Raw genomic sequence first — 23964 nt, forward strand, 5'->3', positions numbered from 1 at the left:
ACCCTTTTTCTTGTATCCACTATGGGAATCGTATACTTCTTTGGAGACTTCTCTCCAGATTAAACAGTCATCCCATGTGGCTTCTGTAGCAATATAGTATTTCATATATTTTACCACTTTGTTTGGCGGGCAAGGTAGGAGTCGAACCCACAACCAACGGATTTGGAATCCGCTACTCTGCCAATTGAGCTACATGCCCTTAAATTTTACTCTTCTACTTCGCTACTGTCACGTGTATTAGTCTGGATGTGAATGTCTACATCCTTATCTACCGAAAGCATATTGGCTAACATGATAGCGGTGATAACCAGAACATCAAGCCATGATCCTGCTACAGCAGAAACGATCAATGCGACAAGAAGTAGAGCCATCACTGCATACATAAAGCGGTTATTGCTAAAAGTATAATCAGATCGACTAACTACGTCAACACATAGAGTGTGGACCTTCTCACCATTAAGAGACAGATTATCCTCGGATACATCAATATCAATTTCAGTGGTGTCTTCTACGTAAAGCTTCTTTAATAGATTCTTCATTTGGTTTTCTCTTAATTAGAAGCCCATGACAGGACTCGAACCTGCGACCTTTCCTAACAACATCCAGCGATCAACCCGAATGTTAACAACGCGACGTGTACTTAGCCCGTGTTATAAAGTTTATGGAGCGCTCTCCCAACTGAGCTACATAGGCATGAATTTTGTTGAGGGGACATTCCTCAGCCAGAGAATTCGGTCACTGACTGTATCTTCACGCCCTTTATTGGTTATCCAGATTTAACTGACCTCCCCGAATAACTGTATGACGGAAGGAATCGAACCTTCACCCTCAGCGCTAACTGAGTTTACCAGAAGCCTTTCAGCCTATCATACCACGTGTTTGGTGCCGGTTGAGGGATTCGAACCCCCGACCTACTGCTTACAAGGCAGTTGCTCTACCAACTGAGCTAAACCGGCGAAACTTTACTTAACGAATTCGATGATGAACGCTTCGTCACCACCAACAACACCTATTTTATCATCACTGAACACATTGTTAACTCTATCGATATTGAAAATGGTCAACTTGTTGAAATGATAGGCTTCAATACTGAGAATGCCATCTTCATCGAAATATGCGCGATCTACCTTATAGACTGCATCAATATAGATTACAGTCCCATCCTCGACGCGATCAATCTTTCGCAGTAGACTATTAAGCTCCATTGTTTGCTCCGTTAACCATCAGATCAAACTTGGTAACACGCTGGAAGATTTCCACTTCGATTGCAGAGCCAAGGTGGTCCTGACAATGAATCAGGCCATTTTCATCGACACTGACAATCTCTTCAATCCAGACGTTACCTACATTACCTTCATCGTCGGTATACTTTACATCAATACCATCATTCTCTTCCGGGTTGTCATCATAGAGAGTAACATCGTAGGGGAAGTTACCATCAACACGGTGGACGTTATTCTGCATCAGTTCAGCGAGACGTTCAAGAGTGAGCATTACGATTTCCAGTTGGAGTTAAGTTATAGGGTCATCATAGCACGTCGTTTATTGACTGACAACCCTAGGGTTTAAATTTGGCGGTGTGTACGGGAATCGAACCCGTGCCTCCGGCGTGACAGGCCAGAATTCTAACCAGCATGCAAGGCCGCAGAGGCACCAAGGCTTGCCAGAATTTCCAATGGGAATGCGCCATCCGCCGCGAAGAACCACTTTTGACTCGCACAGCACGTATTTTGGTTGTGGATGATACGGAAGACAACCGCTTCCTGTTACTGACTTATTTGAAGAAGCTTCCGTTTGAAGTTGTTCAGGCTGAAAATGGAAAAGATGCGGTCGATAAGGTTCTGGCAGAACCTTTTGATTTAATTCTAATGGATATTCAGATGCCGGTGATGGATGGCTATGCCGCCACCAGAAAAATCCGTGAGTGGGAACAGCAAAACAGTACAAAAGCCACGCCGATTATTGCCGTCAGTGCCAATGCCATGGCTGAAGATGTGCAGAAATCCTTGGATGTTGGTTGTTCCGAACACATGACCAAACCTATTAAGAAATCCGCCCTGCTGGAAATGATCCAGCGCTATATCGGCTAATAACCTTCCACCAACTGACCGTTGCGAATGGTGGTGATTTTATTTGCCATCACTTCAACATCCCGTTGATCGTGCGTCACCAGCAAGGTGGGAATCTTTTCCTGTTCAATCACATTTTTAACCAGCTTGCGGCTTTCTTCGCGCAGTTCCTGATCCAAAGCGGAAAAAGGCTCATCCAGCAATAAAAGCCGCGGTTCTCCCATGATCGCACGGGAAATGGCCACACGCTGTTTTTCTCCGCCTGACAGAACTGATGCCGGTCTTTGCAGAAAGGATTCCATTTTTAAAGTCCCCACCAGCTCTTTCATACGAGCTTGCGCTTTGGCGGCATCAACTTTACGGGCCCGCGCCGCAAACATCATATTTTCTTCTGCCGTCAGATGTGGAAACAAATCCAGGGTTTGAAAAACCACGCCCAGATGACGATCCGGCGTCTTCAAACGCGCCAGATCCACCCCTTGGTAAGTCCACTTCATGCCGGGACAGTCTTCCAGCCCCAACAGAATGCGAAAAACAGACGTCTTGCCTGAGCCGGAAGGTCCCCATAAAACGGTAACGCCTTCATCCAGGATTTCCCACTGGTTGATGGATAATTTGAAGTCGCCATAATCACGGTGCAAATTTTCGACTAAGGACACGACTTCCTCCAACACAAATTACGAAACAAATAAATCCAGCGACGACAATAAGACTGCTTAAAACAATGGCCTGATTCAAGCGGTATCCCGACATCAGGGTTTCCGTCATCATGGCAATGCTTAAATCATGATGCGCCAGAATCCGCGAAACAGCAAAGTCCCCGCACGCCCAGATCGAGGCAATCCCCGCCAACAGCCCCGCACGACGAGACAACTGAGGGAACAAAACTTCGCGGAAAATCTGATTCGGCGAAGCCCCCATGGAATAAGCCACGGTCATCTGATTCTGCAAGGCATGAAGCTCTGAATCCCAGCCCATGCGGAACAAACTGTTCAAGCTTAAAACCGTCAGCGCCAAAGGGATCTTAAGGAACGGATAGAGCCCTTCATTCGGCCCCAAAATCAACAGGCAAAAACACGCCAAGGAAGTCGATGGCGCCACATAGCCATTCAGGAATCTTTCAAACCACTTCTTGGGCCAGCAGTAAGCAATCCACATCAGTCCGCCATAACAAAGAACCCCAACTGACAAACCCAGAACAATACTGCCTAAAAAATTCCAGACAAGCGCTGACTGCAATTCATAAAAAGTGGAAATCATCGCAAGCCCCGACACAAAGCCCTGGGCGTATCCGAACAAATATACAAACGACAACACCCCGATAACCATCAGTCCGGAATAGCTGCCCAGCAATCGCAAGTTCGCCGGACGGTGATGCAAAGAGCCTTTCCCCCGACTGGCAATAAAGGACAAAGAAAAAATAAAGACAGATTGCAAGAAGGCCAGTAAAACCGCATCCCCCCACTGGCTGGAAAGACGGATCTTTTCATAGATCAGCACTTCCACCGTGGTGCCTCGCCCGCCCCCAACAATCAAAGGCACTGCAAAACTGCCAAAACAAATCACAAAAATAAAAAGCCCCAGAAGCCAGAGGTCTTTTTTCAACATCGGCAAAAGCCCCTGACGCAGGAATCTCCAGCGACTGGAACCTTCCACATAGGCAAGCTCAATAATTCCACCCAGCTTCGTTTCGATGGTCGATGCCAACAACACCGCCGCCAGACCGAAATTCATCAAACTGTGAACAATGACGATCCCGGCAATCCCCATCGGAAACGGATCAATCACACTTAAAGCGGATAGCAGAATAAAAATAGGCGGCAGAAAATTCGGCAGCAGACACAGGACTTCCAGCACAAAACGCAAACGACGTGTGCGCGGGGAATTCAGGGCCAGTAACCCCAAAGCCACCCAGAACCCCAGCACCAATGAAAACACGGCTGACAGTGTCGCCTGTAAAAAACTGTTCTTAAAGGCCCAGATCAGCTCGCCCATATCGGGCCAGCTGGTCACTTGAAACTGTGTCAGCAAAAAAAGAAAGGGAAAGATCAGGAAAAGAACCAGTCCAATCCTGAGCATTTGACGAAGATTCAATTGAGTTCGCCCCGGCGGATTTCAGTCCAACGGCGCAGCAGACGATCCACTTCTGTCGCGGAAAGAATCTCCACCTGTTGCAGAGTCTTCACGTTCATCAGTGGCGCAAAAGGAGTGTTTTCCATCACACCCTTCATCACCGGGAACATGTAGTTCTTTTCCATAATGATTTTTTGGCCTTCCGGCGACAGCATCAGATTTACAAACTGTTCGGCCAGATCACAGTGACGACAGAAGTCTGGAATCCCCACGAACTCGAACTGCACCGGAAGCGCTTCCGTGAAAGGCAGCGCCAGGTAGTCTTTCTTTTTTTCTTCAGTTTCGTGATACAGTGGCGAGGTCACATAAGAATAAACCAGTTTGGTCTGCTTGTTGGTGAAAAGACCATAAGCAGTGGACCAGGTTGGTGAGAAACTGTGAATCTGTGACATCAGCTTCTGTAAATAACGGAAGCCTTCCTCCTCACCTTTGGTGCGGATCACCCAATACAAAAACTGCATCCCTGGAGAACTGGTACGCGGGTCCTGCAAGGCAATTTTCTTTGCCAGTTCCGGCGCCAGCAGATCATCCAAAGACCCCGGCATGTGAACCAGTTCCCCCCGACGAGCCACGAACGTCAAAGCCCCCCAGTCATAGGGAACAAAGTAACTGTTTGCCAACGCCGGTCTGACGGCATCGTAAACATCCAACTGCCCCAGACTTAGCTTGCGCCAAGGCTGTTCAGCCGTGGCTTTGGAAAGATCAAATTGATCCAGACCGACGACAACATCTGCACCCAGGCTTTCACCTTCAATTTTCAGACGCTGCAACAAGATCCCGGAATCACTGCCTTCGATAAATTCAACTTTGCATTTGCAGGTTTTTTCAAAAAGATCTTTCAGCAAAGGACCCGGTCCCCAGCGACCTGTAAAGGACGCATAACCAAATACTCGCACTGTCGGCAAAGAGCTCGACGGAGCCGCATTGTCCGTGCGATTTAGAACTGCCAGAAACAACGTCAGAAATACAACTGCGATGAATAGAACAAAATGCTTCACGATTTACCACCAAAGCCCGCGACGGCGCTTGTAGAAGTAATAATCAAACCCCAGGCAACGACCGGCTCCGACCCAGGCCAGAATCAAATGAATTGCCAAAAAGGTTTTATACAGATCCTCTGAAGCCGGGCCAGAAATGAAGAGCATCGTCACACACAGCAACACTCCCAGCAAAGCCACCGGACGCACGACGTAGCCGACAATGTAGGAAATCGCGATGGCAAATTCCAATCCCAGAACAATAAAGGCCACAGTCTGCCAGTTCGGAATCATGGTGCTGCTGGCGAAAATTTTAAACCAGTTGGGCGCATGACTGGCAGGCAGCCATTCGGCCATTTGATCGGCAATGCGCGGACGGGTCAGATAGTCACCGCGATACTTTAAAAGAGCATGTTCCAGATAGTAATAACCCAGAAAGATTCTAAGGAAAGAAATCGGCAGAAGATGACCAACGTATTTAACGCTCTCAAAGAATGAAACTAACATGAAGACATTGTGAACTAGACACCCTTCTTAGGGCAAGTCTCCTCGAGAAAGCAATGACTGCATGCAGGTTTTCTCGCCTTACAGACAGCTCGACCATGAGAAATCAGATAATGTGACAACATAATCCAATCCTCCTGAGGCACCAGCTTTGACAATTGACGTTCGATCATCACGGCATTGTCTGTTTTAACCCAGCCCAATCGATTCGACAGACGGGTCACATGAGTGTCCACGACAATCCCGCTGGGGATACCATAAGCATTCCCCAGAACCACGTTGGCAGTTTTGCGCCCCACCCCTGCCAGCTCGACCAAAGCCTCGAGATTTTGCGGAACCTCGCTCTTGTGCTTTTCCACCAAAGTAGTCGCACAGGCTTTGAGATTTTTGGCCTTATTTTTAAAAAAGCCGGTGGAACGAATGATTTCTTCGATGGATTCAACCGGAGCCTTCGACATGGCCTTGGGATTTGGGTATTTTTTAAACAAATGAGGTGTCACCATATTCACCCGCTCGTCCGTACACTGGGCTGATAAAATGGTGGCAACAAGAAGCTCAAAGGGGTTTTTATAATTTAAAGCGCAGTGAGCGTCAGGATAATATCTCTTGAGAAGTTCAATAGTTGCGAGGACTGACGCCTGTTTGGCAGAGACCTTTTTATTACTCGCCATCGTTCCCGATGGCTTCAACCGGACAACCTTCCATCGCCTCTTTGCACAGAGCTTCTTCTTCCGGAGTTTCAGGCTGTTTTGCCACAAACGCGTGGCCGTCTTCTTCGTGCATGGAGAAATTCTTAGGAGCCGTCAGGACACAAGCATCACAGGCAATACAAGACTGATCCACGAACATTTTGCCGGGCTTATTTTCTTTCCAACTCTGACCTTTATCTGCCATTGCAATCTCCTTAGGGTGCCAAGCCGCCTTAATATAAGCTTTTTGCCCTTGATGTCAAATCCCCTTCCCGACTTGGGTCGCATTTTTCAGGGAGTCCTGTGTTGAATGCTGGGTTCCCCCTCGCCCCCCGTATAGTATCTATATATGAGCCCTAGGGAGGCATAATGGAAGGACCTCGTTCTCCGATGGAAGCTGAGCTTCCTCAAGTTTTGGATTTTTTGAATAAAAAACTAAGAAATGAAGCCTCTTGGTCGATCGCCGCAGAGTATCCTACGGCCTTTTCCTCTAACAACTTGCACAACATGCGCATCATTGCCGACGAGGGTGCAGTTCTGTCCCATGCCGTGTTAAAGCCTCTCATTATCAAGTCCCCGCATGTGATCTTTAAAGTGGGCGCCATTGGTTCCGTCGTGACAGACGATCAGCATCAGGGCCAGGGCTACAGCACACAAATTATCAAAGACTGTCTGAAGTCCGCGACCGAACAATCCTGTGATATTGCGATCCTGTGGACCGATCTGTTCGATTTCTATCGCCGTATGGGGTTTGAACTGGCCGGGTCCGAAATCAGCTTCGTGATCGAGGACGAATTCGACATTCCGCCAATCAATTTACGCTTTTCCACGGACAACAAAGTTTCTCCAGATGCAATCTATCGCCTGTATGCGGCCCATTCTGTAAACTCTGTGCGCACCATTGAAGAAACCAGAAAGTTCCTCTCAATCCCACAAACCAAGGTTTATACAGCCTGGGAAAGCAACGGTCAGCTGGCTGCTTATGCCATTGAGGGTAAAGGTGTGGATCTGGGTGGCTATATTCATGAATGGGGCGGGTCGGTTTCCAAACTTATGGCGCTGTTCAGCTTTATTCGTGCGCAAAAGGGTCAGCCTTACACAATCATCTGCCCGCGCCATGCCCAGAATCTGATCAAAGCTTTGCAGACTAAAACAGAGACCGTGAACAACGGTTTTCTGGGCATGATCAAGCTTGTGAACTTTGACCAGTTGGCTGCCAAAATCAAACGTGCGTTCCGCGCCGAAGGTGTCGCGGATATCGTGCTGGAAAAGCACCCGCAACATTTTGTCTTTGGTGTTGGTCAGGATCTGTACACCATCAATAACGAAACCGACATGGTTCGTCTGTTGTTCGGTCCGGTGGACTATCGTGCTTTGGGTATCTTTAAAGAGGAAACCGTCCAGCAATTTGAAAAAGTTTTGCCTCTGAATCTTTGGATCTGGGGTTGGGATTCGATATGAAGTATTTTCTAAAAACCCTGCTGTCCGTTGTGCTTTTGACCACTGCTGTTTCCTGCGTGAAAACGCCGGAGCTGGAGGACGAGGAAAATCCATCCACCCTTCAGGAGGTGGCCGGAGCCCTGGGGGACGCTTGGGGAGATGCGGACCCGCTCAGTATGTCCACCAATGACTTTGTCCTGCAACGCACTTATCGCAAAATTGAAACCGGCGAAGACAAACTGTGGCTGCAAGAAGGTGTCACGATCTCCAAAAAAGAAGAGCGTGAAAACGACTGGCTTTACACCTACCTGTACCAGACAGAACTTCTGACCTCTGACGGCAACACCCAACAGAGCACACAAGAAGAACATCGCACAGTGACAAAGGCTTCCCCCGCCATTGAAGCCATGGTGCGCGGTGCTCGTTTGAAAGGCGAGATTTCCACAATGGCCGATGATCTGCAAATGTCTCTGGGATTCGAGAGAGTTTTGGGTTTGGCCTATGCCTGCCAGCTTTCCGACGCCCAACAAAAGATCTGCAAAGAAACCCTGGGTTACGACAGCTGTGAAATTAAATGCTTCAACTTGAAAGTGTCCGAAGAAATGCGCCCGGCACCGGATCTGATGAAAACGCAGCCGAACTGCGGCGGACTAAGCAGCTGCACCATGAAAGTAAAAACTGTGTCGTTTGACTGGGCCGCTTACTACAAAAAAGGCGAAACGACAGAAAAGCAAAAGGTCAATTACAGCGTTTCCATTACACCTGACCTGCCTTTCTTCTCCCGCATGACGGACTATTGCTATCGCGCGCTGGCCAGCGCAGGAGATCAAAAAGCTTTGGTCTCTGTCTGCACCCGGCTGGCAAATTATCAAAAGGGCGGCAACTAGTTTCCGCCCTCCTTCGTTGCCAGCCTTCTGTGAATCCGCTAAGCTAAAGCCTCTTTCGGGAGGTTTTTTTATGAAAAAAGTGGCCGTTGTTCTTTCTGGCTGTGGTTTTAAAGACGGAAGTGAAATCACAGAGGCCGTCAGCTTGCTGGTTGGATTAAACCAGGCCGGAGCTGAAGTGTCCTGCTTTGCTCCCGACATTCAAATTCCTGTAACCGATCATCTGACCGGAAAACCTTCCGGAGAAACCCGCAGCCTGTTAGCCGAAGCCGCACGCATTGCCCGCGGACACATCAGCAGTCTGGACAAACTGCACGCCAAGGATTTCGATGCCGTGGCATTCCCAGGTGGCTATGGTGCCGCCAAAAATCTTTGCAACTGGGCCGAAAAAGGCGCTCAGTGTGACGTCAACCCGGAAGTCAAACGCGTGATTTTGGATTTCTACAATTCCAGTAAACCTATTGGTGCACTTTGTATTGCTCCGGTGGTGGTGGCCAAGGTTTTAGGAGACAAGAAAGTCACCGTCACTATCGGTGATGATGCCGAAACAGCAGCCGAAATTCAGAAAACCGGAGCCATCCATGAAGAATGTCCTGTGAATGACTACATCACAGACCGTGAAACAAAAGTGGTAACAACCCCGGCATACATGTATGGCGATGCCAAACCCAATGAGGTCTTTGCCGGCATTTTCGGACTGGCACATGAATTGGTCGAGTGGGCTTAAGATTTTTTAGCATAAGTTAGGATTTAAGAATTTTTATGAAGCAAGTTGTAGCATTGATTTTTGGTGGCAAGTCCGCAGAACATGAAGTTTCAATGCGTTCTGCAAAGAACGTGGCCGATGCGCTGGATAAAGACAAATACTCTCCGGTCATTATCGGCATCAGTAAAGAAGGCAGTTGGTATCGCTTCCCGGACATGAAGGTGTTCACAGAAGCCACCAAGATCGTCGATCAATCCCTTCCCACAAATGCAGAGCCCGTGGCTTTGATGTCTTTGCAGGGAAAACCGGTTCTTTATTCCCTGAAAGATCACTCCAAGACTCATGTGGATATTGCCTTCCCGATCATGCACGGAACCATGGGTGAAGACGGCACCATTCAGGGCCTGTTCAAAATGGTGCAACTGCCATTTGTCGGCTGCGGTGTCTGGTCTTCCGCTGCGGGCATGGACAAGGAAATCATGAAGCGCCTTTTGCAGGTCGCAAAAATTCCCAATGCCAAGTACATGCTGCTGACCCCGCAGAACAACACCAGCTACAACGACGTGGTCGCCCAGCTGGGAACTCCGTTCTTTATTAAACCTGCCAATGCGGGCTCCTCTGTAGGGGTTCATAAAATCAAATCCGCAGAGGATTTCGCCGTGAAACTGAAAGATGCCTTCCAGTTTGACACCAAGGTTCTGGCAGAGGAATTCATTCAAGGGCGCGAGATCGAGTGCTCTGTTATGGGTCTGAACCAGGCACCGAAGGCCTCTTTGCCGGGTGAAATTATTCCTCAGCATGAGTTCTATTCTTACGAAGCCAAGTATATCGACGACAACGGGGCTTTATTGAAAATTCCTGCGGAGTTCCCGGAAACGACCATCAAAGCCATTCAAAAGCTGGCAGAACAGACTTATCAAACAATGGGCTGTGATGGCCTGACACGCGTGGATTTCTTTGTTCGCCCCAACGGCGATCTGTATATTAACGAGATCAACACCATTCCGGGCTTTACCAAGATTTCCATGTATCCAAAGATGTGGGAAGCTTCGGGTTTAAGTTACAAAGATTTGATTACACAACTGCTGCAACTGGGTTTTGAAAAGCATCAGGCAGAACAAAAGCTAAAAACCAGCTATCTGGATTAATTTTTCGCAATATTTCTTTCTGAAGCCCCTCCCAAAGTGAGGGGCTTCATTCTTATGTCCTGATGTTATTTGAAAAATTCTTTTGTTTACAACATTAGTCGTATATGCCGATACATTAGTGCATATGGGACTACGTCGTTTTTGGAAATTTCTTTCTGTAGCAAATAAGCTCTATATCGTTATCGGAGTCATGGCACTACTGATCGCGCTGGAATTATTCACGCTGTATTTTGCCATGAATACTCTGTCCTCTGTCCGTGCCTTTGTTACCGGTGAAAGCATGTGGTCCAAGGGACAAAAGGATGCCGTGCTGAATTTGCACAAGTATGCACGCACCCGTGACGTTCTTTATTATCAAAACTTTCTGGATAACGTGCAAATTCCTTTGGGGGATTACAAAGCCCGTTCTGCGCTGGAGGAAGTCCCTCCCAATCGCGAAAAAGCCTTTGAAGGCTTCCGCGAAGGCAAGGTCCACCCCGATGACATCCCCGGAGTCATCCGCCTGATCGTGCGCTTCCATGATTTTAAGTACGTTAAAAAAGCCATCGCGATCTGGAAAGAGGGTGATGACATGACCCATGAGCTGATTGCTCATGGAAACACTCTGCATGATCTGATTCAAAAAGGCGCCCGTGAAAGTGACATCATTCAGGCCTTGGACAAAGTCGATTCACTCAACGACCGTCTGACTGTTTTAGAGGAAGCCTTCTCGAACACTTTGGGCGAAGGATCACGCTGGCTGGAATATGTTCTGATGGTGACCCTGATCTTTGCAGTGCTGATCGTGGAAGGCACCGGTTTGCTGTTGACCATTTCCTTCAGCCGCAATCTTTCCAAAGGCCTGACTGAACTGAACGATGCCGCCTTCAAAGTCGGCGAAGGAAAATTTGACGTGGCGGTACCCGTGCGTTCCGGTGACGAACTGGGACAACTGGCTGAATCCATTAACAACATGGCCCAGCACTTAAGCAGCAGCATCGGCGAACGCCGTCAGGCCGAACAGGCCAGTCAGCTAAAAAGTCTGTTCCTGGCCAATATGAGTCACGAGATTCGCACACCTTTGGCGGCTATCATCGGTTTTTCTGATCTGCTGAAAGATTCAAATCTGAATGAAGATGAACGCCAGCAATATGTGAACATTATTCATCGCACCGGCGAACATCTGACCCGTATTATCAACGACATTCTGGATCTTTCAAAAGTGGAAGCCGGGCACTTGGAGCTGGAACCACATAATGTGAATCTGTCCTCGTTGCTAAGTGATTTGCATATTTTGATGGTGGCCCGTGTGGGTTCCAAACCCGTGCATGTGGAATTCAACCGCCGTGGTCTGATTCCGGATATCATCCGCACCGATCCTTTGCGCCTGCGCCAGATCCTGACCAACATTCTGGGCAATGCCGTCAAATTCACAGATGAAGGCTACGTCCGAATGACTTACGAAATCTCCGGCCCTTATCTGGCTTTCACGATCAAAGATACCGGTGTGGGGATTTCCACGTCCCAGCGCAGTCTGCTGTTCCAGGCATTCAGCCAGATCGACAATTCGATCTCGCGCAAATATGAAGGCACAGGCCTGGGTCTGGTGCTGTCCCGCCGTCTGGCCCAGATGATGGGTGGTGATGTCACTTTGGAAGAAGGTGACGCCGCCAAAGGCAGTACATTTACTGTTAAAATTGCCCTGGATATTCCCAACACCCCAAAGACCAAACATCCTGTCGGATCAACAAAGGAGGTTCACTTGGGACAACAGCTGTCATCCACATCCATTTTGCTGGTTGATGATGTCGAGGACAACCGCCTGCTGATTCAAAGAATGCTGGCCAAACGAGGTGCCCATTTAACTCTGGCCACCAACGGTCAGGAAGGCCTGTCAAAAGCTCTGGAAAAAGAATACGACATCATCCTGATGGACATTCAGATGCCGGTGATGGATGGATATACCGCCACTAAAAAATTGCGTCAGGCCGGATACCGCAAACCCATCATTGCCTTGACGGCACATGCGATGAAAGATGATCGCGAAAGATGTATTGAGGCTGGTTGCACGGATTATTTGACCAAACCCGTGCAGGTGGAATCACTGATTCAGACGATTCTGAATTATTCGATGGAAAACAATTAATAGCAGGTGGCTTTTCCATCACGGGTTACACAGATCGTCTCTGCGATTCCATTGGCTCCGCTGGCTCCTGTTGCCCCCATCTCTCCTTCGGGGCCTTTCACAGGAAGAACTTCCAATGGGCAATACGCCCCAAAGGGTTCCGCATTGAAAGTCCGGCCCGGCTTTCCGCCTTCACCTCCACGCCCGCCTAATCCCCCGCGACCACCCAGGCCAGGGTGTTTATAAAACTGATAGGCAAAAAGGCTTCCCTTTTGAATTTTGATTTCCAGCGTTCCCGAACTTCCGCCAGCAGCTCCGCCCCCTCCGGGATGACCTTTCTTACCCTGACCACCATCGCCACCCACCTGACTTTTGGGAATCCGGCCAGCTGAACAGCGGGCTTGAAGCGAGTTGCGCCCGGCGACTCCTTTCATGCTGTGATCTGGCGCCGCTCCGACAAGGCCGTCACCGCCATGTTCTCCGCGCATTTCAATGAACAAGCGTCCTTCTTCAGCCATACTGATATCCAGAAACAAGTGTCCTCCAGAACGGCCGGGCACATTCAAAGGTGCCTTTGTTCCCGCTGCGAAGGTATGAATTCGCCCTCGTGCAGAGATCAAGTGATCAATATGCAAACGCACCCGGTGTCCCATCGTGTACAGAACAGAGCCTTCGGTAAAAATCATCTCTTTGATATGAAACTCCATGTCTTCGACTTTTCGGGACATAGCCGGGCTGCCCGCCTTGTAAAGGTTGTATTCCAGATCCTTGCGCGACAGAATTTGCCCCTGAAAAACAAACATCTCACCTTCGATAACAACGCGGTCGATCTTTTTTTCATCAACCATAACCGGCACCGCCGGAGCCTGTGGGGAGCTTGTCTCCGGGTCTTCATTTTCATCCCGGACTTCGATACATCCCACTTGGGCCAATAAAATCACCAACGAGCAGAAAATCAGAATCATTTTTTTCATGGAAAACCCCTTTTGCAGATTTCAAACGCAAAAAACGCCTTCCAAAATCAGTTCCCCGATGGGACCTTCCGCCTTCCTTTTCACATCCGAAGCCCGGACTTTCGCCTGTGAACAGCTTTTGCATAGATACATTAATGCTCCGGAATGGAGACTTCGTCAGGACGACGATGAACGCCCCAAGGATAGAGGCAAATGGAATACAGCAAGATCAACTACTTTGAAAAAGCCGAGTCAGCGCAACACCGCGAGTTCATCATTTCCCAAAACAATTGCATACTTTGCGGCACCGTACTGGAGCTAAAACACATCGCGGACCGCGAAATATCTGAAGTCAAAGAAGAAGCCTTCTGCCCGCATTGCGAAGTCAAAACACGCAACCGCACCCACATCCTGAACTAAGTCCAGCCAATGTTTCGACGGGAATCTTGTCAGATGATTGACGTTACCGGGTTCCCGTCAAGATCTTAACATCCGAATAGAACGAGCCCGCCCAGGACATATCAGGATTGCCGAAGCTGGACTGCTTATGGCCAAAGACCGTCAGATCTTCCCCATTCATCCATTCATTCATCCAGACTTGAGCACACTCCAGGGCCCCCATAACCTTGTCGATTTTTTCCGGCGGTCCCCAGATTACGGCGGAATGAGCCAGATAAGATGTATTCACCCACTTGGCGATTTCGTGCTGATACTTCACGGGCGTGATTAAAAACAACGGCCCCTGAATTTCATCCTGTTGCAAGACTGAACAGTTCGGCAGATCAATCATCATCACAGGTTTTACAAAGTAACCGGAGCTTGATGTTCTTTCCGCCCCCCACGCCACCTTGCCATGTTCGGAAACACCACTTTGGGTCTTTTTTAAGACTTCCTCAACCGCCTCTGCTGAAATCAACGGTGTCCAGGCTGATGAACCTGAGGGGTCTGTCAAAGGCTCTAACTTATCCAGAGCGGTTTTAAGAGATTCCATAAATTCTTTTTGCATGGATTCCAGAATAAACAAGCGCGACGTGTTCCAACACATCTGCCCCTGCCCAATCAGGAATGAGCGAAGAATTTCATCCATGTGATTTGTAAAATCAGCTCCGGCCAAAATAATTGACGCGTTTTTCACACTTCCGGACAGCTGCATTTTTTTAAATTGCGAAAGCCCGGCCTTGGCAATGCTTTCCATCGTGCTGGTTTTACCCGCGGCAGCGACAGCATGAATACTGGGATGTCCGGCAATAACTTTTCCAACCTCCGCGTCACCTTGCAGAAGATTTACCACTCCTGCCGGAACCGCAGCTGCTTGCAGCACCTCACCAAGGATATGAGCGGTGATCGGGGATTTTTCAGAAATCTTAATCACGCAGACATTTCCGGCCGCCAGGGCTGGAGCCAAACGCTCTGTCACCAGACGCAACGACAGCGACCAGCAGGTGACAATACCGACCAATCCCACAGGTTGCACAAGCACTTGGGGCGAAAGTTCCTGTTTAAGGGAATCTGCCGTTTGACGCAGAATTTGAATTGCCACCTGCACAGAGTTTTCCAGCACAAACTTTTGTGAAAGCCCCTGATCCAAGGCCTCTTGATAAGCATACTCGGCAGCTTTATTTTCCAAAGCCTGCGCCATTTTTTGCAGTATCTGCGCCCGTTCGTTGCGTGACAGATCCTTGAATGCGGGTGCCGCCTTCTTGGCACTTTGAATGGCCTTGATCACGTCCATCGCATCCGACGCCGTGACCTCGGCTAGCAGTTGACCGTCAAAAGGAGAATATTTTGCGATTTTTTTCTGACTGTCGGAAGGGACAAATGCCCCTCCGATAAAGTTTTGCAGTTCCAACGAAGATCCTAATATAAGTTTTGGTTTCGATACTGCATCAGATGATGCGCCAACATGTCGGCATTGAGTATCTCATCCGCCACTCCCAATTCAATGGCTTTCTGTGGGGCATAGGGAAATTGCGCCTCGTCGGGGTGTTGCACCACAGTGGCACCGCCGGCTTTCTGCACTTCCACCAAACCATCGACTCCGTCAGCACCAAACCCACCCAGCAAAACAGCATAAACCCCTTGTGCATAGGCTTGGGATGCCGACTGGAATAACACCGTGCTTGACGGCAGCTGCGAAGAAACCGGAGCACCTTTCACAATGTTGATCATCGGCCCCTGTGGGCGTGACACCACTTTACCGTGATGTTCAGACGGGATGAAATAGACATGTCCCATCCGCAGGAATTCGCCATCTTTTGCCACCACAGGAGTCACTTTCGATCCGGCTTTTAACTTACTGATAAAGGCCGTCACAAAGTTTGCCACCGTACTGCACGCCACCACAACCGGAGGTGTATCGGCAGCAAGGCCCTTAATAAATTTTTCCAGGGAATCCGCACTGCCCGCATTGCCGCCCAGTACGATCACCTTCAGCTCTGCCGCCTTCTTGCGTGGAATTGTTGAAAGGGTCGTTGTTCTAAGTGCCTGGGGTGCCGGTGCTTCTTTAAGTTTCTTCAGAATATTCACCGAAGCTGCCGCACGAACTTTTTCCACCAGCATTCCCGCCAGATCTTTCAGAACCGCCGGGTCAAACTGCGATGGTTTGTGAACAAATTCAACAGCCCCCAGCTCCAGCGACTTCATTGCCGCCTCTCCGGTGCTGGCCAAAGACGAAACCATCACCACTGGAATCGGATGATGCTTCATCAGTTTTTCCAAAAACATCACACCGGACATCTTAGGCATCTCGATATCCAAAGTCAGAACATCCGGCTTTTTTGACAAAATCAATTCGCGGGCCTGATAGGCATCCGCCGCAGCCCCCACGACTTCCAGACCATTTTTTGTGAACATGTTCGTAAACAGAGTTCGCACCGTCGCAGAATCATCCACCACCAGCACTTTCACATTCTTGGCAGAGGCCAAAGGCCGAAAGCCGGATAAATCCACAGGCCTGTCAACACTGCCACCTTGGGCAGATGAATTATGCAGAACCTCAAAGGTGGCCGTGTTTACTTTGATCGTGCGCGCCGATTCACCCGCCACATTTCTTTCAAGGATGGGAATACCCAGATCACGCAGGGCTTTTTCGGCAAAATCGATATTGCGTTTGCCGATGCCCTCCCCGATTTGAGCGACACTGATGACGTTGCCACCGCCATAGATCTTTGCCTGCAACTTGCTGCGGTTGGCACCAAGACGCACGCATTCCTCCACCAGCAACGGAATCGCATGAATTCCATAGCGGGTGTTCACATGATCATCCGGAGCCCCATCAGATAAAAGATAATGGTTCAAGCCCCCAATACGGGTTGTCGGATCATGTAGAGCCACCGCCACACAAGATCCCAATAAAGTGGATATGACGGTTTCCTCCCGAAAAGCTGCAATTTTTCCGGGAAATAAATAGTGCGTATTCATGCTGCCACCAGTTTTTCAAGATCCAGCACCATAATACTGCGCGAGTCTTTGATAAAAAACTGGCGAATAAAGTCGGCAGACATCATGTGGGAATGGTTTTCAATATTCTGTAATTCAGTTTCCTTCAGGCTGATCAGCTCTTCAGTACCGGTCACTTGCAGGGAAAAACGCACCCCCTGCTGTTCACAGATCACATAGAAGCGACTGTCCGATTCCACTTGAGCAAAACCATGATCCTGCAAATTCACCACAGGCACAGCTTCCCCACGGAAAGGCACAACGCCTAAAATACCGCTTTGACGGTCCGGCAGGCTGTATAAAGGCAGACGAGGACTGATTTCAATCACACTTAAAATCGGGATTGCAAATTCCTGCTGCCCGGAACGGCAATGCAAAAGCAGAACCTCACGCAGGTTCTGAGAGTTCAGCGCAAAGCGTGTCGCCAGATCCACGCTGTCACTTTTTTCCAGCAGCAGAGCTTCCGCATAGGACTTCAGGGTCTTTAAGGCTTTCAAAAGCTCGCTGGCACTTTGGATGTGTTCTGACTTTTCGTCGAATCCTTCCAGCCAGGGCGCCAAAAAAGAAAATTCATTTGTACGGGCATCCACGGCCCAACTGCGGGCCTGTTCCGCCACTTCACCACGGATACGGCGCCAAAGGTTTTCATCCGTCAGGTCTGAAAACTTATCGACTTCCTTAACCAGGCTGTCCAGAAAATAGGATTTCAGTTCGGCTGTGAAATCATCACCAAAGAAATCACTCATGCAGCCTCCCTTTGTGTTTCAGACAATGCCAGCAGGGCAAACATCTTTTCCGGATCAACAATATAAGTGACCTTTTCATCCGCCAGAATGGAAATGCCTTTGAAGCCCTTTTGTTCGCGAATCAAGTTTCCAAAGGACTTCACGACCAGATCCGTCTGTGCCTCGATGCGATCCACCATCAACGCCAGCACCTGATCCTTCACGCGAATAAACACTGCGGACGATCTGCGAACCACTTCATCAGACACTTTTAAATTCATATTAAGAATTTCTTCGTAGTTCATGAACGGCACCGTCAGTCCGCTGAACTGGCAATAACGAAGATGCTGAACCGTATTAATATTCAGTTCCTCGCAGGATGTGATATGCGCCACCGATGACAGCGGCACTGCAAACTGATAGTCACCCCAAAGACACAATAACGCACTTTCCACCATGATGTGCTGAGGAATGGGAAGTTCCAGATGGAAGGTGGCTCCCATACCCGGATGATTTTCCACTGTGATACGGCCGTGGTATTTATCAACGATGGCCTGCACGACATCCATCCCCACGCCCCTTCCGGAAATTGTGGTGACTTTGTCTTTGGTGGAAAATCCGGCCTGGAAAATAAATTTATAAATTTCGTCTTCAGAAAGCTGCGGGGCCGCCTCGGCAGTCACCAAAGCATTTTTGACCGCTCTTTGCAGGATGCGATCCTTGTCCAGACCTTTTCCGTCATCTTTAAAAATCGCATGAACCGCGCCGCTTTTTTCCAAAATCTGTAAATGCAGAGTTCCGATGGAGTTCTTTCCCTGCAAAGCGCGTTCAAACTGATCCTCGATACCGTGATCGATGGAGTTTCTGATCAAATGCACCAGACATTCGTAAAGGTCCTTGCCCAACCCCTTGTCGATCAAAAGATCAGAACCATCCACTTCCAGATGGACATTCTTATTAAGCTCTGTAGAGGCCTGACGAACCAGCACTGGCAATGCCTGCAAACTGTCGCTGGCTTTTTCCTTGCGCACCACCTGCACCTGATTCTGAAACTGATCACAGATCTTTCCCAGATTCTGGGCAAAGTCACCCTGACGTCTTTCAAAGACCTCCGGCTGAACACGGAAGTTCACCGTCTGATTCATCATCTGGAAGAAGTTCTTTAAAACCAGCAGTTCCCCAGACAGACGCAGAAACTCGTTCAGCTGATTTGTTGACAGCCACACACCGGCGTCGTCACCAGTGTGTGTCGCCACTGACGAATCCCGATAGCGCGGCAGACTTGATGAAGTTTCGTTTTCAAAACTGAAACTGCCATAAGATGAAATTACTTCAATCGCCTCACTGAGTTCCTCGGGATAAACTTCCCGTTTTTCACGCAGACTTTGCGCCAGTACTTTCAGAATACGCGAACTTTTCAGGAAAATATCCACGCAGTCTTTTGTGACAGGACGCGATTCGCGTTTGATCCGTGTCAGCAGGGCTTCAAATTCGTGAGACAAAGATCCCAGAAGCTGTCCTCCGGGAACCGCGCCGACACTGCCTTTAAGAGTGTGTATTTTGCGGAAAAGAATATTAAGCTGATCCTGATCCTGGGGATGCGCTTCCAGTTTTAGAATCAAAGAATCCAGGTCTTCGAGGATTTCCTTGGATTCCTCGAAGAACGCACGAGAGACTTCTTCGACTTGCTCAAAATCGATGAAGACAGCGCCTTCCTGCTGCGATGGATCTAGTTCATTTGTATCATCCGACATTTCTGGGAAGGCCCGCTTTCTGCGTTAGAGGTTTCCAGAATTTTATCGGCATTTCAGGGCTTTAACTTAGGACCGGGGATTTAATTTAATGAAGATTTGAAAGGTCGAAAAAAGGAAGAGCGACCTTGCGGTCGCTCTTGTTAAAAGATTCTTGCGAATCCTCGGCGAAGGTCCAGGCGTCCTAAGAGGACGTCACCTCCGCCTTGGTTATGTCTAAAGGTTTAACCATAAGCATCACCTCCTTACCAGCCCCAATAGAAGCTTGTATTCATGGTACTATGGTCAGACTGTTATGTGCCACTTTTCTGAGGTCCAGTTTTCAGTTCCCCAGTTCAGATTGAAACAAGTTATTACAATGACTTGATGAACTGAATCAAAGCGGCGCGATCCGTTTTGGGAAGTTGAGTGAAGCGAGTTTTGGAATACTCGGCCTCCCCACTATGCCAAAGGATGGCTTCTTCCAAAGTGCGGGCACGACCGTCATGCAGGAAGCCTGCACGAGGGTTGATGGTCTGAGTATGACCCATCCCCCACAGTGGGCGCGTTTTCCATTCGCGGCCATCAGCTTCAAAGTCCTGACGTCCATCAGCAAGCCCTTCACCCATGTCGTGCAAAAGCATATCGGTGTAAGGATAAATTTTCTGATTTGCAAAGGCTTTGATCGGATGATCGCCAGTTGTGAAGCTTGGCTGATGGCAAGTTGTGCAACTGACCTGATGGAAAAGACCTGCGCCACGAATCACTTCCGCCTCGGTCGCTCCACGACGTGCCGGAACTGCCAACGTTTGAGAATAGAACACCAGATCGTTTGCAACCTGATCGCTGGCTTCCAATGCCTGACTTGGCTGACGACCTTCACTGAAAGCCTCCATCAACGGAGTTCCCGCGATGCTTTCATCCGGGAAGGCATAGTTCGTCACACCGATATCGCCACGCAAAGCACCCAAAGACTGGTGCAACACAGAAGGTGTGTTGTTTTTCAGACCAAAACGCCCCATGGAAACCGGGTACGGATCGCCCTTCATGCTTTTTTCAATATCGAAAACATAGTTGGCTTTGCCACTGACACCTTCCGCAGAAAGATCGCGGGCCGCCAATGCCAGAATATCAGATTCCTTGATCGCCTCAAGCAAACCCAAACCAATCATCGGAGTCCCGATACGGGCCCCCATCTTCACATCTTTTTCATAAAGACGGCTTCGGGTCTGGCCTGTGACTGAGTCAAAGTATTCATCGTAGGCACCAGTGACTTTGAACACGGGTTTACGCAGTTCCACTTCTTCTCCATCAGAGTAGGTGAAAGTGGTTTTATCATACTTCATCCAGACCTGCGCCTGACCTGTTCCCGGAAGGTCCTCTCGAACCCCCAAAGAACCCAAATGGAACAACTGATCAGAAAAGCCCGGAACCGGAACCGGAGCACCCCAGTGATTTTCCCGGGTCTTCGGACGCTTTACGCCGTCTTCAATACTGATACGCAAAAAGACCGCTTCGTTCTGACGAAGCAGAACCCATTCTTTGTTGAATGGAACCACTGGCAAGGCACCACGACCATCTTTGGAATGGCAGGCATTGCAGCTGGTGTTGTTATAAACAGGTCCCAAACCGCGATCAAAGCGGCTGGCATCATCGGAGAAATTTCTCTCAAAAAGAGCATCACCGGTCAGATGACGGGCGATCTCTTCTTCAGACAAATTTGCAGCCGGGTTACGAAAGGCCCAGATCGATTGTCCTTTGAAGAATACTGTTGTATCCCCACCGGACTTTTCCGCATGCACATAATCCATGTCAACTTGTGGAGCAGCCATCGCTGCCCCCGCCATAAGATTCAATACAGAAATAACAATCCAGGCTTTCATATATCTTCCCGATTACATATCCAGAGTTGGTAGAACTTCAGACTCAATAGTCGCGTGAAGTGCATTGAGGGCTTCAATCGCAGTCTGTGCACGGGCACGACCGTCTGGAGTGAAGATCGCCTGACCGAAGTCACCGCCGTTTGCCGGACGAATTGCTTCAATCAGATTGATACAATTGATGATGTCTGCTTCAACACGAGCAGCCAGACCAGCGTCCACTCTTTCAACAAGAGCTTTTACGCCCGGTCCACGGTTTTTACCATAGTGACCAGTGTAGATGCTGTAAACAGAGCGAATGTTGTGCTGGAAGTCTTTCAAAGAGTTCCATGCAAATGGAGATTCAACCAGCGCCATGTTTGCAGAACCGATATCCGCACCCATTGGGTCCGCCATTTTACCATTGGCAACTTCGTCCACGATACCCATCATACCTTGAACGAATTCCTCCATAACCGCTCTTTCAGAAGCGTAGAACTGATTGTTCAGGCCCGGAGTGCTGATAACTTTCACATAGCCCGGAGCTTTTGGATTTTCCGGATCATAGTTTGTTGTCCAAGCGTGTGCCAGTTCAGCTGTGTGTTCAGCCAGCAGTTCTGCAGAAGCTTGAAGATACTGAATCTGTTTTGTCGTCAAAGCAGACACAGGTTTTGTGTTGGAAGCTTTACCGTCACCGAACAAAAGGTATTCAAGAGTGTGGAAACCCTGAAGGTTGGTACCCAAACCACGCACAAGGTCTGTGGTGATCGCACGGTTGGAATTCATAACCGCATCCAGATCCAGCTTGTTCAAAGGCCATGTATCAAGCATTGGGTCGATACCCAAAGAATCCACCGGACCAAACAGGAAGGCTTCAGAGCTTTCCCAAGGAATACGGGCTGCACGCCAAGCGGCCTGAGCTTTATCCAAATTTTCCTGATTTACGTTTGCCGCCAAAACATTCACTGCAGTGGAAAGATCCGCAGTTTTTGCCGCCAGGTCATTATAGGTCGCAAGAATCACATTGTAAGAAACGTGATTGATGATTTCTTTGTTGGAAGCCGCTTGTGCTGTAACACCAGCAAAAGCCAAAGCCGCCATCATCATTTTAAGAGCTTTCATTTAATACTCCTTATGGTTGTTAATAAAAAATTAAAATCTATTTTTCAAAAGCGGACAGGTCGAAACCGAATGCCACGTTCGCCTGATAAGTTTCTGGCAAACCCTGTAGCTCAGTTTTGTCACGAGAGTACTGAACCTTCATGAAGGCCGCAGTATCCCACATCCACATGAAGCCACCGGAACGACGACTGACATCGTAGCGTGGATTCTTGGTGATATTCCCCTTAACATCGGCAAACGTGTTTACGTGTTCAGCCTTCACATAGAAAACCAAGCCCGGCGCTTCCCAGTCATAAGAAAGCTGCACACTTTCCAGACGGGCTTTGGACCCCAGAGAGGCAAAAGCTTTTGGTTTTGCCAAACCACCCAATGTGGCGTTCGCCGCAGAAACTTTATCCGCATTGCTTAAAGAGCCTTCAATATATTCAGCAGCAATACCGAAACCATTCCATTTATAGTTCCCCATCACGGTTGTGATTTTGACTTCACCGGGAACTTTCAGTTTGTCCACTTTATAGCGGTTGTCCGTCGTATCACCCACATACTGGGAAATCGCCACGCCTGTGCCCTTGGCAACGCTGCCCCATTCAAGGCTGACCACAGTGGCCAGATTATCCGCATTCATATTTTCAAAGTGCCGCTGGTATCCACCGCCCACCCATGAATAAGTGCGGAAGAATTCAGAATTCAAACCGTTCACCAAAGACAGACGGCCAGTGAAACCACTGTATTTCTGTTCAACGGAAACACCCGTTTCGGTCCAGCCCAGCGGGATCATACGGGCTTCAAGGTCAGAAGCCAGAATAGTTGGGTAACGGTGCGGTTTGCTTAGCACTGTACCCAGGGAAACGAACAAAGGAAACTTACCGATTTTCAATGCTGTGTTGGTCTTCTTGAAATCCTTTTTATAAACGATTTCCTTTAGAACAACCTCACCGCCTTTTTCGATTTCCTGTTCAAACTCACCGAATTCCTCAAAAGGATCGAATTCAACTGTTGTACCCACGCCACCGTGTTCAATTTCAACTTCAAATTCAACTTTGGCGCTGTCGTTCAGGTGGTATTCCCCTTCAAAGGCAAACTCTGCCAAATCCATAGAACGGCGAACGATAGGTTCCAGATTCTGGACCGTTTTAAAAGTCTCGCGCTGACTGAAAGAAATGTACCCGTAGGAAGTGAATTCAAACGTCGGGAAGTCTTTCTTTAATTCCGGAACGGAAGCAACTTGTGTCGCTTGTGCCGGAGCAGCTTCTTCTGTTTTTTCAGAATTGGACTGAGCCGCTGGAGCGGTCGTCGTGGTTGTAGTGGAAGCTTCCTGAGCGTAAGCCGCGGAAGAAAAGGCAAAAAGGATAGATAGGGCCCATTTCATTTATCAAGATCTCCGTGATGAGGCCCGTTTGTAGGCCTGCGCCATAGAAAGGTAAAGGGGCGCGTTATGATTTCTCGATAACTGAGAATGACCTGAATGCCAGATGAAAGCTTA

Annotated in this window: 24 protein-coding genes and 3 tRNA genes; 7 read left to right on the forward strand and 20 right to left on the reverse strand. The window is 48.8% G+C overall.

From position 1 onward, the window contains the following. Positions 1–123: 123 nt before the first annotated feature. The 6 genes from EZJ49_RS01195 to EZJ49_RS01220 all read right to left on the reverse strand — a co-directional run bounded on the left by EZJ49_RS01195 (position 124) and on the right by EZJ49_RS01220 (position 1494). Positions 124–199: transfer RNA gene (locus tag EZJ49_RS01195), tRNA-Trp, on the reverse strand. Positions 200–206: 7 nt separating this feature from the next. Further along, on the reverse strand, positions 207–539 hold the full coding sequence (locus EZJ49_RS01200) for a hypothetical protein (RefSeq protein WP_262553626.1): 333 nt from the start codon (positions 537–539) through the stop codon (positions 207–209). 20 nt (positions 540–559) lie between these two features. Beyond that, positions 560–693, reverse strand: a tRNA-OTHER gene (locus tag EZJ49_RS01205). A 187-nt stretch (positions 694–880) separates the two neighbouring features. Continuing rightward, a tRNA-Thr gene (locus EZJ49_RS01210) sits at positions 881–956 on the reverse strand. Positions 957–962: 6 nt separating this feature from the next. Continuing rightward, positions 963–1205: a hypothetical protein gene (locus tag EZJ49_RS01215; protein WP_262553628.1), complete on the reverse strand. Its 243-nt coding sequence runs from the start codon at positions 1203–1205 to the stop codon at positions 963–965. Next, a complete protein-coding gene (locus EZJ49_RS01220; protein ID WP_262553630.1) occupies positions 1195–1494 on the reverse strand; it encodes a hypothetical protein in 300 nt (99 codons plus the stop codon). Before EZJ49_RS01220 ends, EZJ49_RS01215 begins: the two co-directional genes overlap by 11 nt. Before the next feature lie 140 nt (positions 1495–1634). On the opposite strand from EZJ49_RS01220, the gene EZJ49_RS01225 reads away from it, so the two are divergent. Then, complete coding sequence (locus EZJ49_RS01225) at positions 1635–2090, forward strand: response regulator (RefSeq protein WP_262553632.1); 456 nt, start codon at positions 1635–1637, stop codon at positions 2088–2090. On the opposite strand, the gene EZJ49_RS01230 is transcribed toward EZJ49_RS01225, so the two are convergent. The 6 genes from EZJ49_RS01230 to EZJ49_RS01255 form a co-directional block, all read right to left on the reverse strand. Then, entirely contained in the window at positions 2087–2728 is a 642-nt protein-coding gene (locus EZJ49_RS01230; protein WP_262553634.1) for an ABC transporter ATP-binding protein, read from the reverse strand. The two genes, EZJ49_RS01225 and EZJ49_RS01230, sit on opposite strands and share 4 nt — an antisense overlap. Further along, positions 2700–4082, reverse strand: coding sequence for an ABC transporter permease (locus EZJ49_RS01235; protein ID WP_262553636.1), 1383 nt, complete (start codon positions 4080–4082; stop codon positions 2700–2702). The genes EZJ49_RS01230 and EZJ49_RS01235 overlap by 29 nt, the downstream gene beginning before the upstream one ends. A 77-nt stretch (positions 4083–4159) precedes the next feature. Continuing rightward, a complete protein-coding gene (locus EZJ49_RS01240; protein WP_262553638.1) occupies positions 4160–5200 on the reverse strand; it encodes a thiamine ABC transporter substrate-binding protein in 1041 nt (346 codons plus the stop codon). A gap of 3 nt (positions 5201–5203) precedes the next feature. After that, positions 5204–5686: a DoxX family membrane protein gene (locus tag EZJ49_RS01245; protein ID WP_262553639.1), complete on the reverse strand. Its 483-nt coding sequence runs from the start codon at positions 5684–5686 to the stop codon at positions 5204–5206. Positions 5687–5700: 14 nt separating this feature from the next. Beyond that, entirely contained in the window at positions 5701–6354 is a 654-nt protein-coding gene (gene nth, locus EZJ49_RS01250; protein WP_262553640.1) for an endonuclease III, read from the reverse strand. After that, positions 6344–6577: a ferredoxin gene (locus EZJ49_RS01255; protein ID WP_262553642.1), complete on the reverse strand. Its 234-nt coding sequence runs from the start codon at positions 6575–6577 to the stop codon at positions 6344–6346. The genes nth and EZJ49_RS01255 overlap by 11 nt, the downstream gene beginning before the upstream one ends. A gap of 164 nt (positions 6578–6741) precedes the next feature. Here EZJ49_RS01255 and EZJ49_RS01260 point away from each other — a divergent pair, with 164 nt between their 5' ends. The 5 genes from EZJ49_RS01260 (at position 6742) to EZJ49_RS01280 (ending at position 12675) form a co-directional block, all read left to right on the forward strand. Continuing rightward, the gene (locus EZJ49_RS01260; RefSeq protein ID WP_262553644.1) at positions 6742–7833 is read left to right on the forward strand and encodes a GNAT family N-acetyltransferase; all 1092 of its coding nucleotides are present in this window, start codon (positions 6742–6744) and stop codon (positions 7831–7833) included. Continuing rightward, positions 7830–8699 carry a hypothetical protein gene (locus tag EZJ49_RS01265; RefSeq protein ID WP_262553646.1) on the forward strand — a complete coding sequence of 290 codons (870 nt, stop codon included), beginning with the start codon at positions 7830–7832 and terminating at the stop codon, positions 8697–8699. Before EZJ49_RS01260 ends, EZJ49_RS01265 begins: the two co-directional genes overlap by 4 nt. A 70-nt stretch (positions 8700–8769) precedes the next feature. Further along, on the forward strand, positions 8770–9423 hold the full coding sequence (elbB, locus tag EZJ49_RS01270; protein WP_262553647.1) for an isoprenoid biosynthesis glyoxalase ElbB: 654 nt from the start codon (positions 8770–8772) through the stop codon (positions 9421–9423). Between the two features lie 35 nt (positions 9424–9458). Continuing rightward, positions 9459–10550 (forward strand): D-alanine--D-alanine ligase family protein, encoded by a 1092-nt coding sequence (locus EZJ49_RS01275; protein WP_262553649.1) that lies wholly within the window; start codon positions 9459–9461, stop codon positions 10548–10550. Between the two features lie 190 nt (positions 10551–10740). Further along, complete coding sequence (locus EZJ49_RS01280; RefSeq protein ID WP_262553651.1) at positions 10741–12675, forward strand: response regulator; 1935 nt, start codon at positions 10741–10743, stop codon at positions 12673–12675. Here the strand turns inward: EZJ49_RS01280 and EZJ49_RS01285 are convergent. Next, positions 12672–13628, reverse strand: coding sequence for a hypothetical protein (locus EZJ49_RS01285; RefSeq protein ID WP_262553653.1), 957 nt, complete (start codon positions 13626–13628; stop codon positions 12672–12674). The genes EZJ49_RS01280 and EZJ49_RS01285 overlap by 4 nt on opposite strands. Before the next feature lie 192 nt (positions 13629–13820). Between EZJ49_RS01285 and EZJ49_RS01290 the strand changes: the two genes are divergently transcribed. Then, positions 13821–14027, forward strand: coding sequence for a hypothetical protein (locus tag EZJ49_RS01290; protein ID WP_262553654.1), 207 nt, complete (start codon positions 13821–13823; stop codon positions 14025–14027). Positions 14028–14070: 43 nt separating this feature from the next. Here the strand turns inward: EZJ49_RS01290 and EZJ49_RS01295 are convergent, their stop codons facing one another. The 7 genes from EZJ49_RS01295 to EZJ49_RS01325 all read right to left on the reverse strand — a co-directional run bounded on the left by EZJ49_RS01295 (position 14071) and on the right by EZJ49_RS01325 (position 23850). Beyond that, a complete protein-coding gene (locus tag EZJ49_RS01295) occupies positions 14071–15456 on the reverse strand; it encodes an aldehyde dehydrogenase family protein (protein ID WP_262553655.1) in 1386 nt (461 codons plus the stop codon). Between the two features lie 8 nt (positions 15457–15464). Next, positions 15465–17027 (reverse strand): chemotaxis protein CheB, encoded by a 1563-nt coding sequence (locus EZJ49_RS01300; protein ID WP_262553656.1) that lies wholly within the window; start codon positions 17025–17027, stop codon positions 15465–15467. Beyond that, on the reverse strand, positions 17024–17791 hold the full coding sequence (locus EZJ49_RS01305) for a chemotaxis protein CheW (RefSeq protein WP_262553658.1): 768 nt from the start codon (positions 17789–17791) through the stop codon (positions 17024–17026). Before EZJ49_RS01305 ends, EZJ49_RS01300 begins: the two co-directional genes overlap by 4 nt. Continuing rightward, positions 17788–19524: a chemotaxis protein CheA gene (locus EZJ49_RS01310; protein WP_262553660.1), complete on the reverse strand. Its 1737-nt coding sequence runs from the start codon at positions 19522–19524 to the stop codon at positions 17788–17790. Before EZJ49_RS01310 ends, EZJ49_RS01305 begins: the two co-directional genes overlap by 4 nt. A gap of 350 nt (positions 19525–19874) precedes the next feature. Further along, complete coding sequence (locus EZJ49_RS01315) at positions 19875–21383, reverse strand: di-heme oxidoredictase family protein (protein WP_262553661.1); 1509 nt, start codon at positions 21381–21383, stop codon at positions 19875–19877. Positions 21384–21395: 12 nt separating this feature from the next. Continuing rightward, positions 21396–22481 (reverse strand): imelysin family protein, encoded by a 1086-nt coding sequence (locus EZJ49_RS01320; RefSeq protein WP_262553663.1) that lies wholly within the window; start codon positions 22479–22481, stop codon positions 21396–21398. A gap of 37 nt (positions 22482–22518) precedes the next feature. Beyond that, on the reverse strand, positions 22519–23850 hold the full coding sequence (locus EZJ49_RS01325; RefSeq protein ID WP_262553665.1) for a hypothetical protein: 1332 nt from the start codon (positions 23848–23850) through the stop codon (positions 22519–22521). Positions 23851–23964 lie beyond the last annotated feature (114 nt).

The sequence above is a fragment of the Bdellovibrio bacteriovorus genome, assembly GCF_025558485.1.
Lineage (GTDB): Bacteria > Bdellovibrionota > Bdellovibrionia > Bdellovibrionales > Bdellovibrionaceae > Bdellovibrio > Bdellovibrio bacteriovorus_G.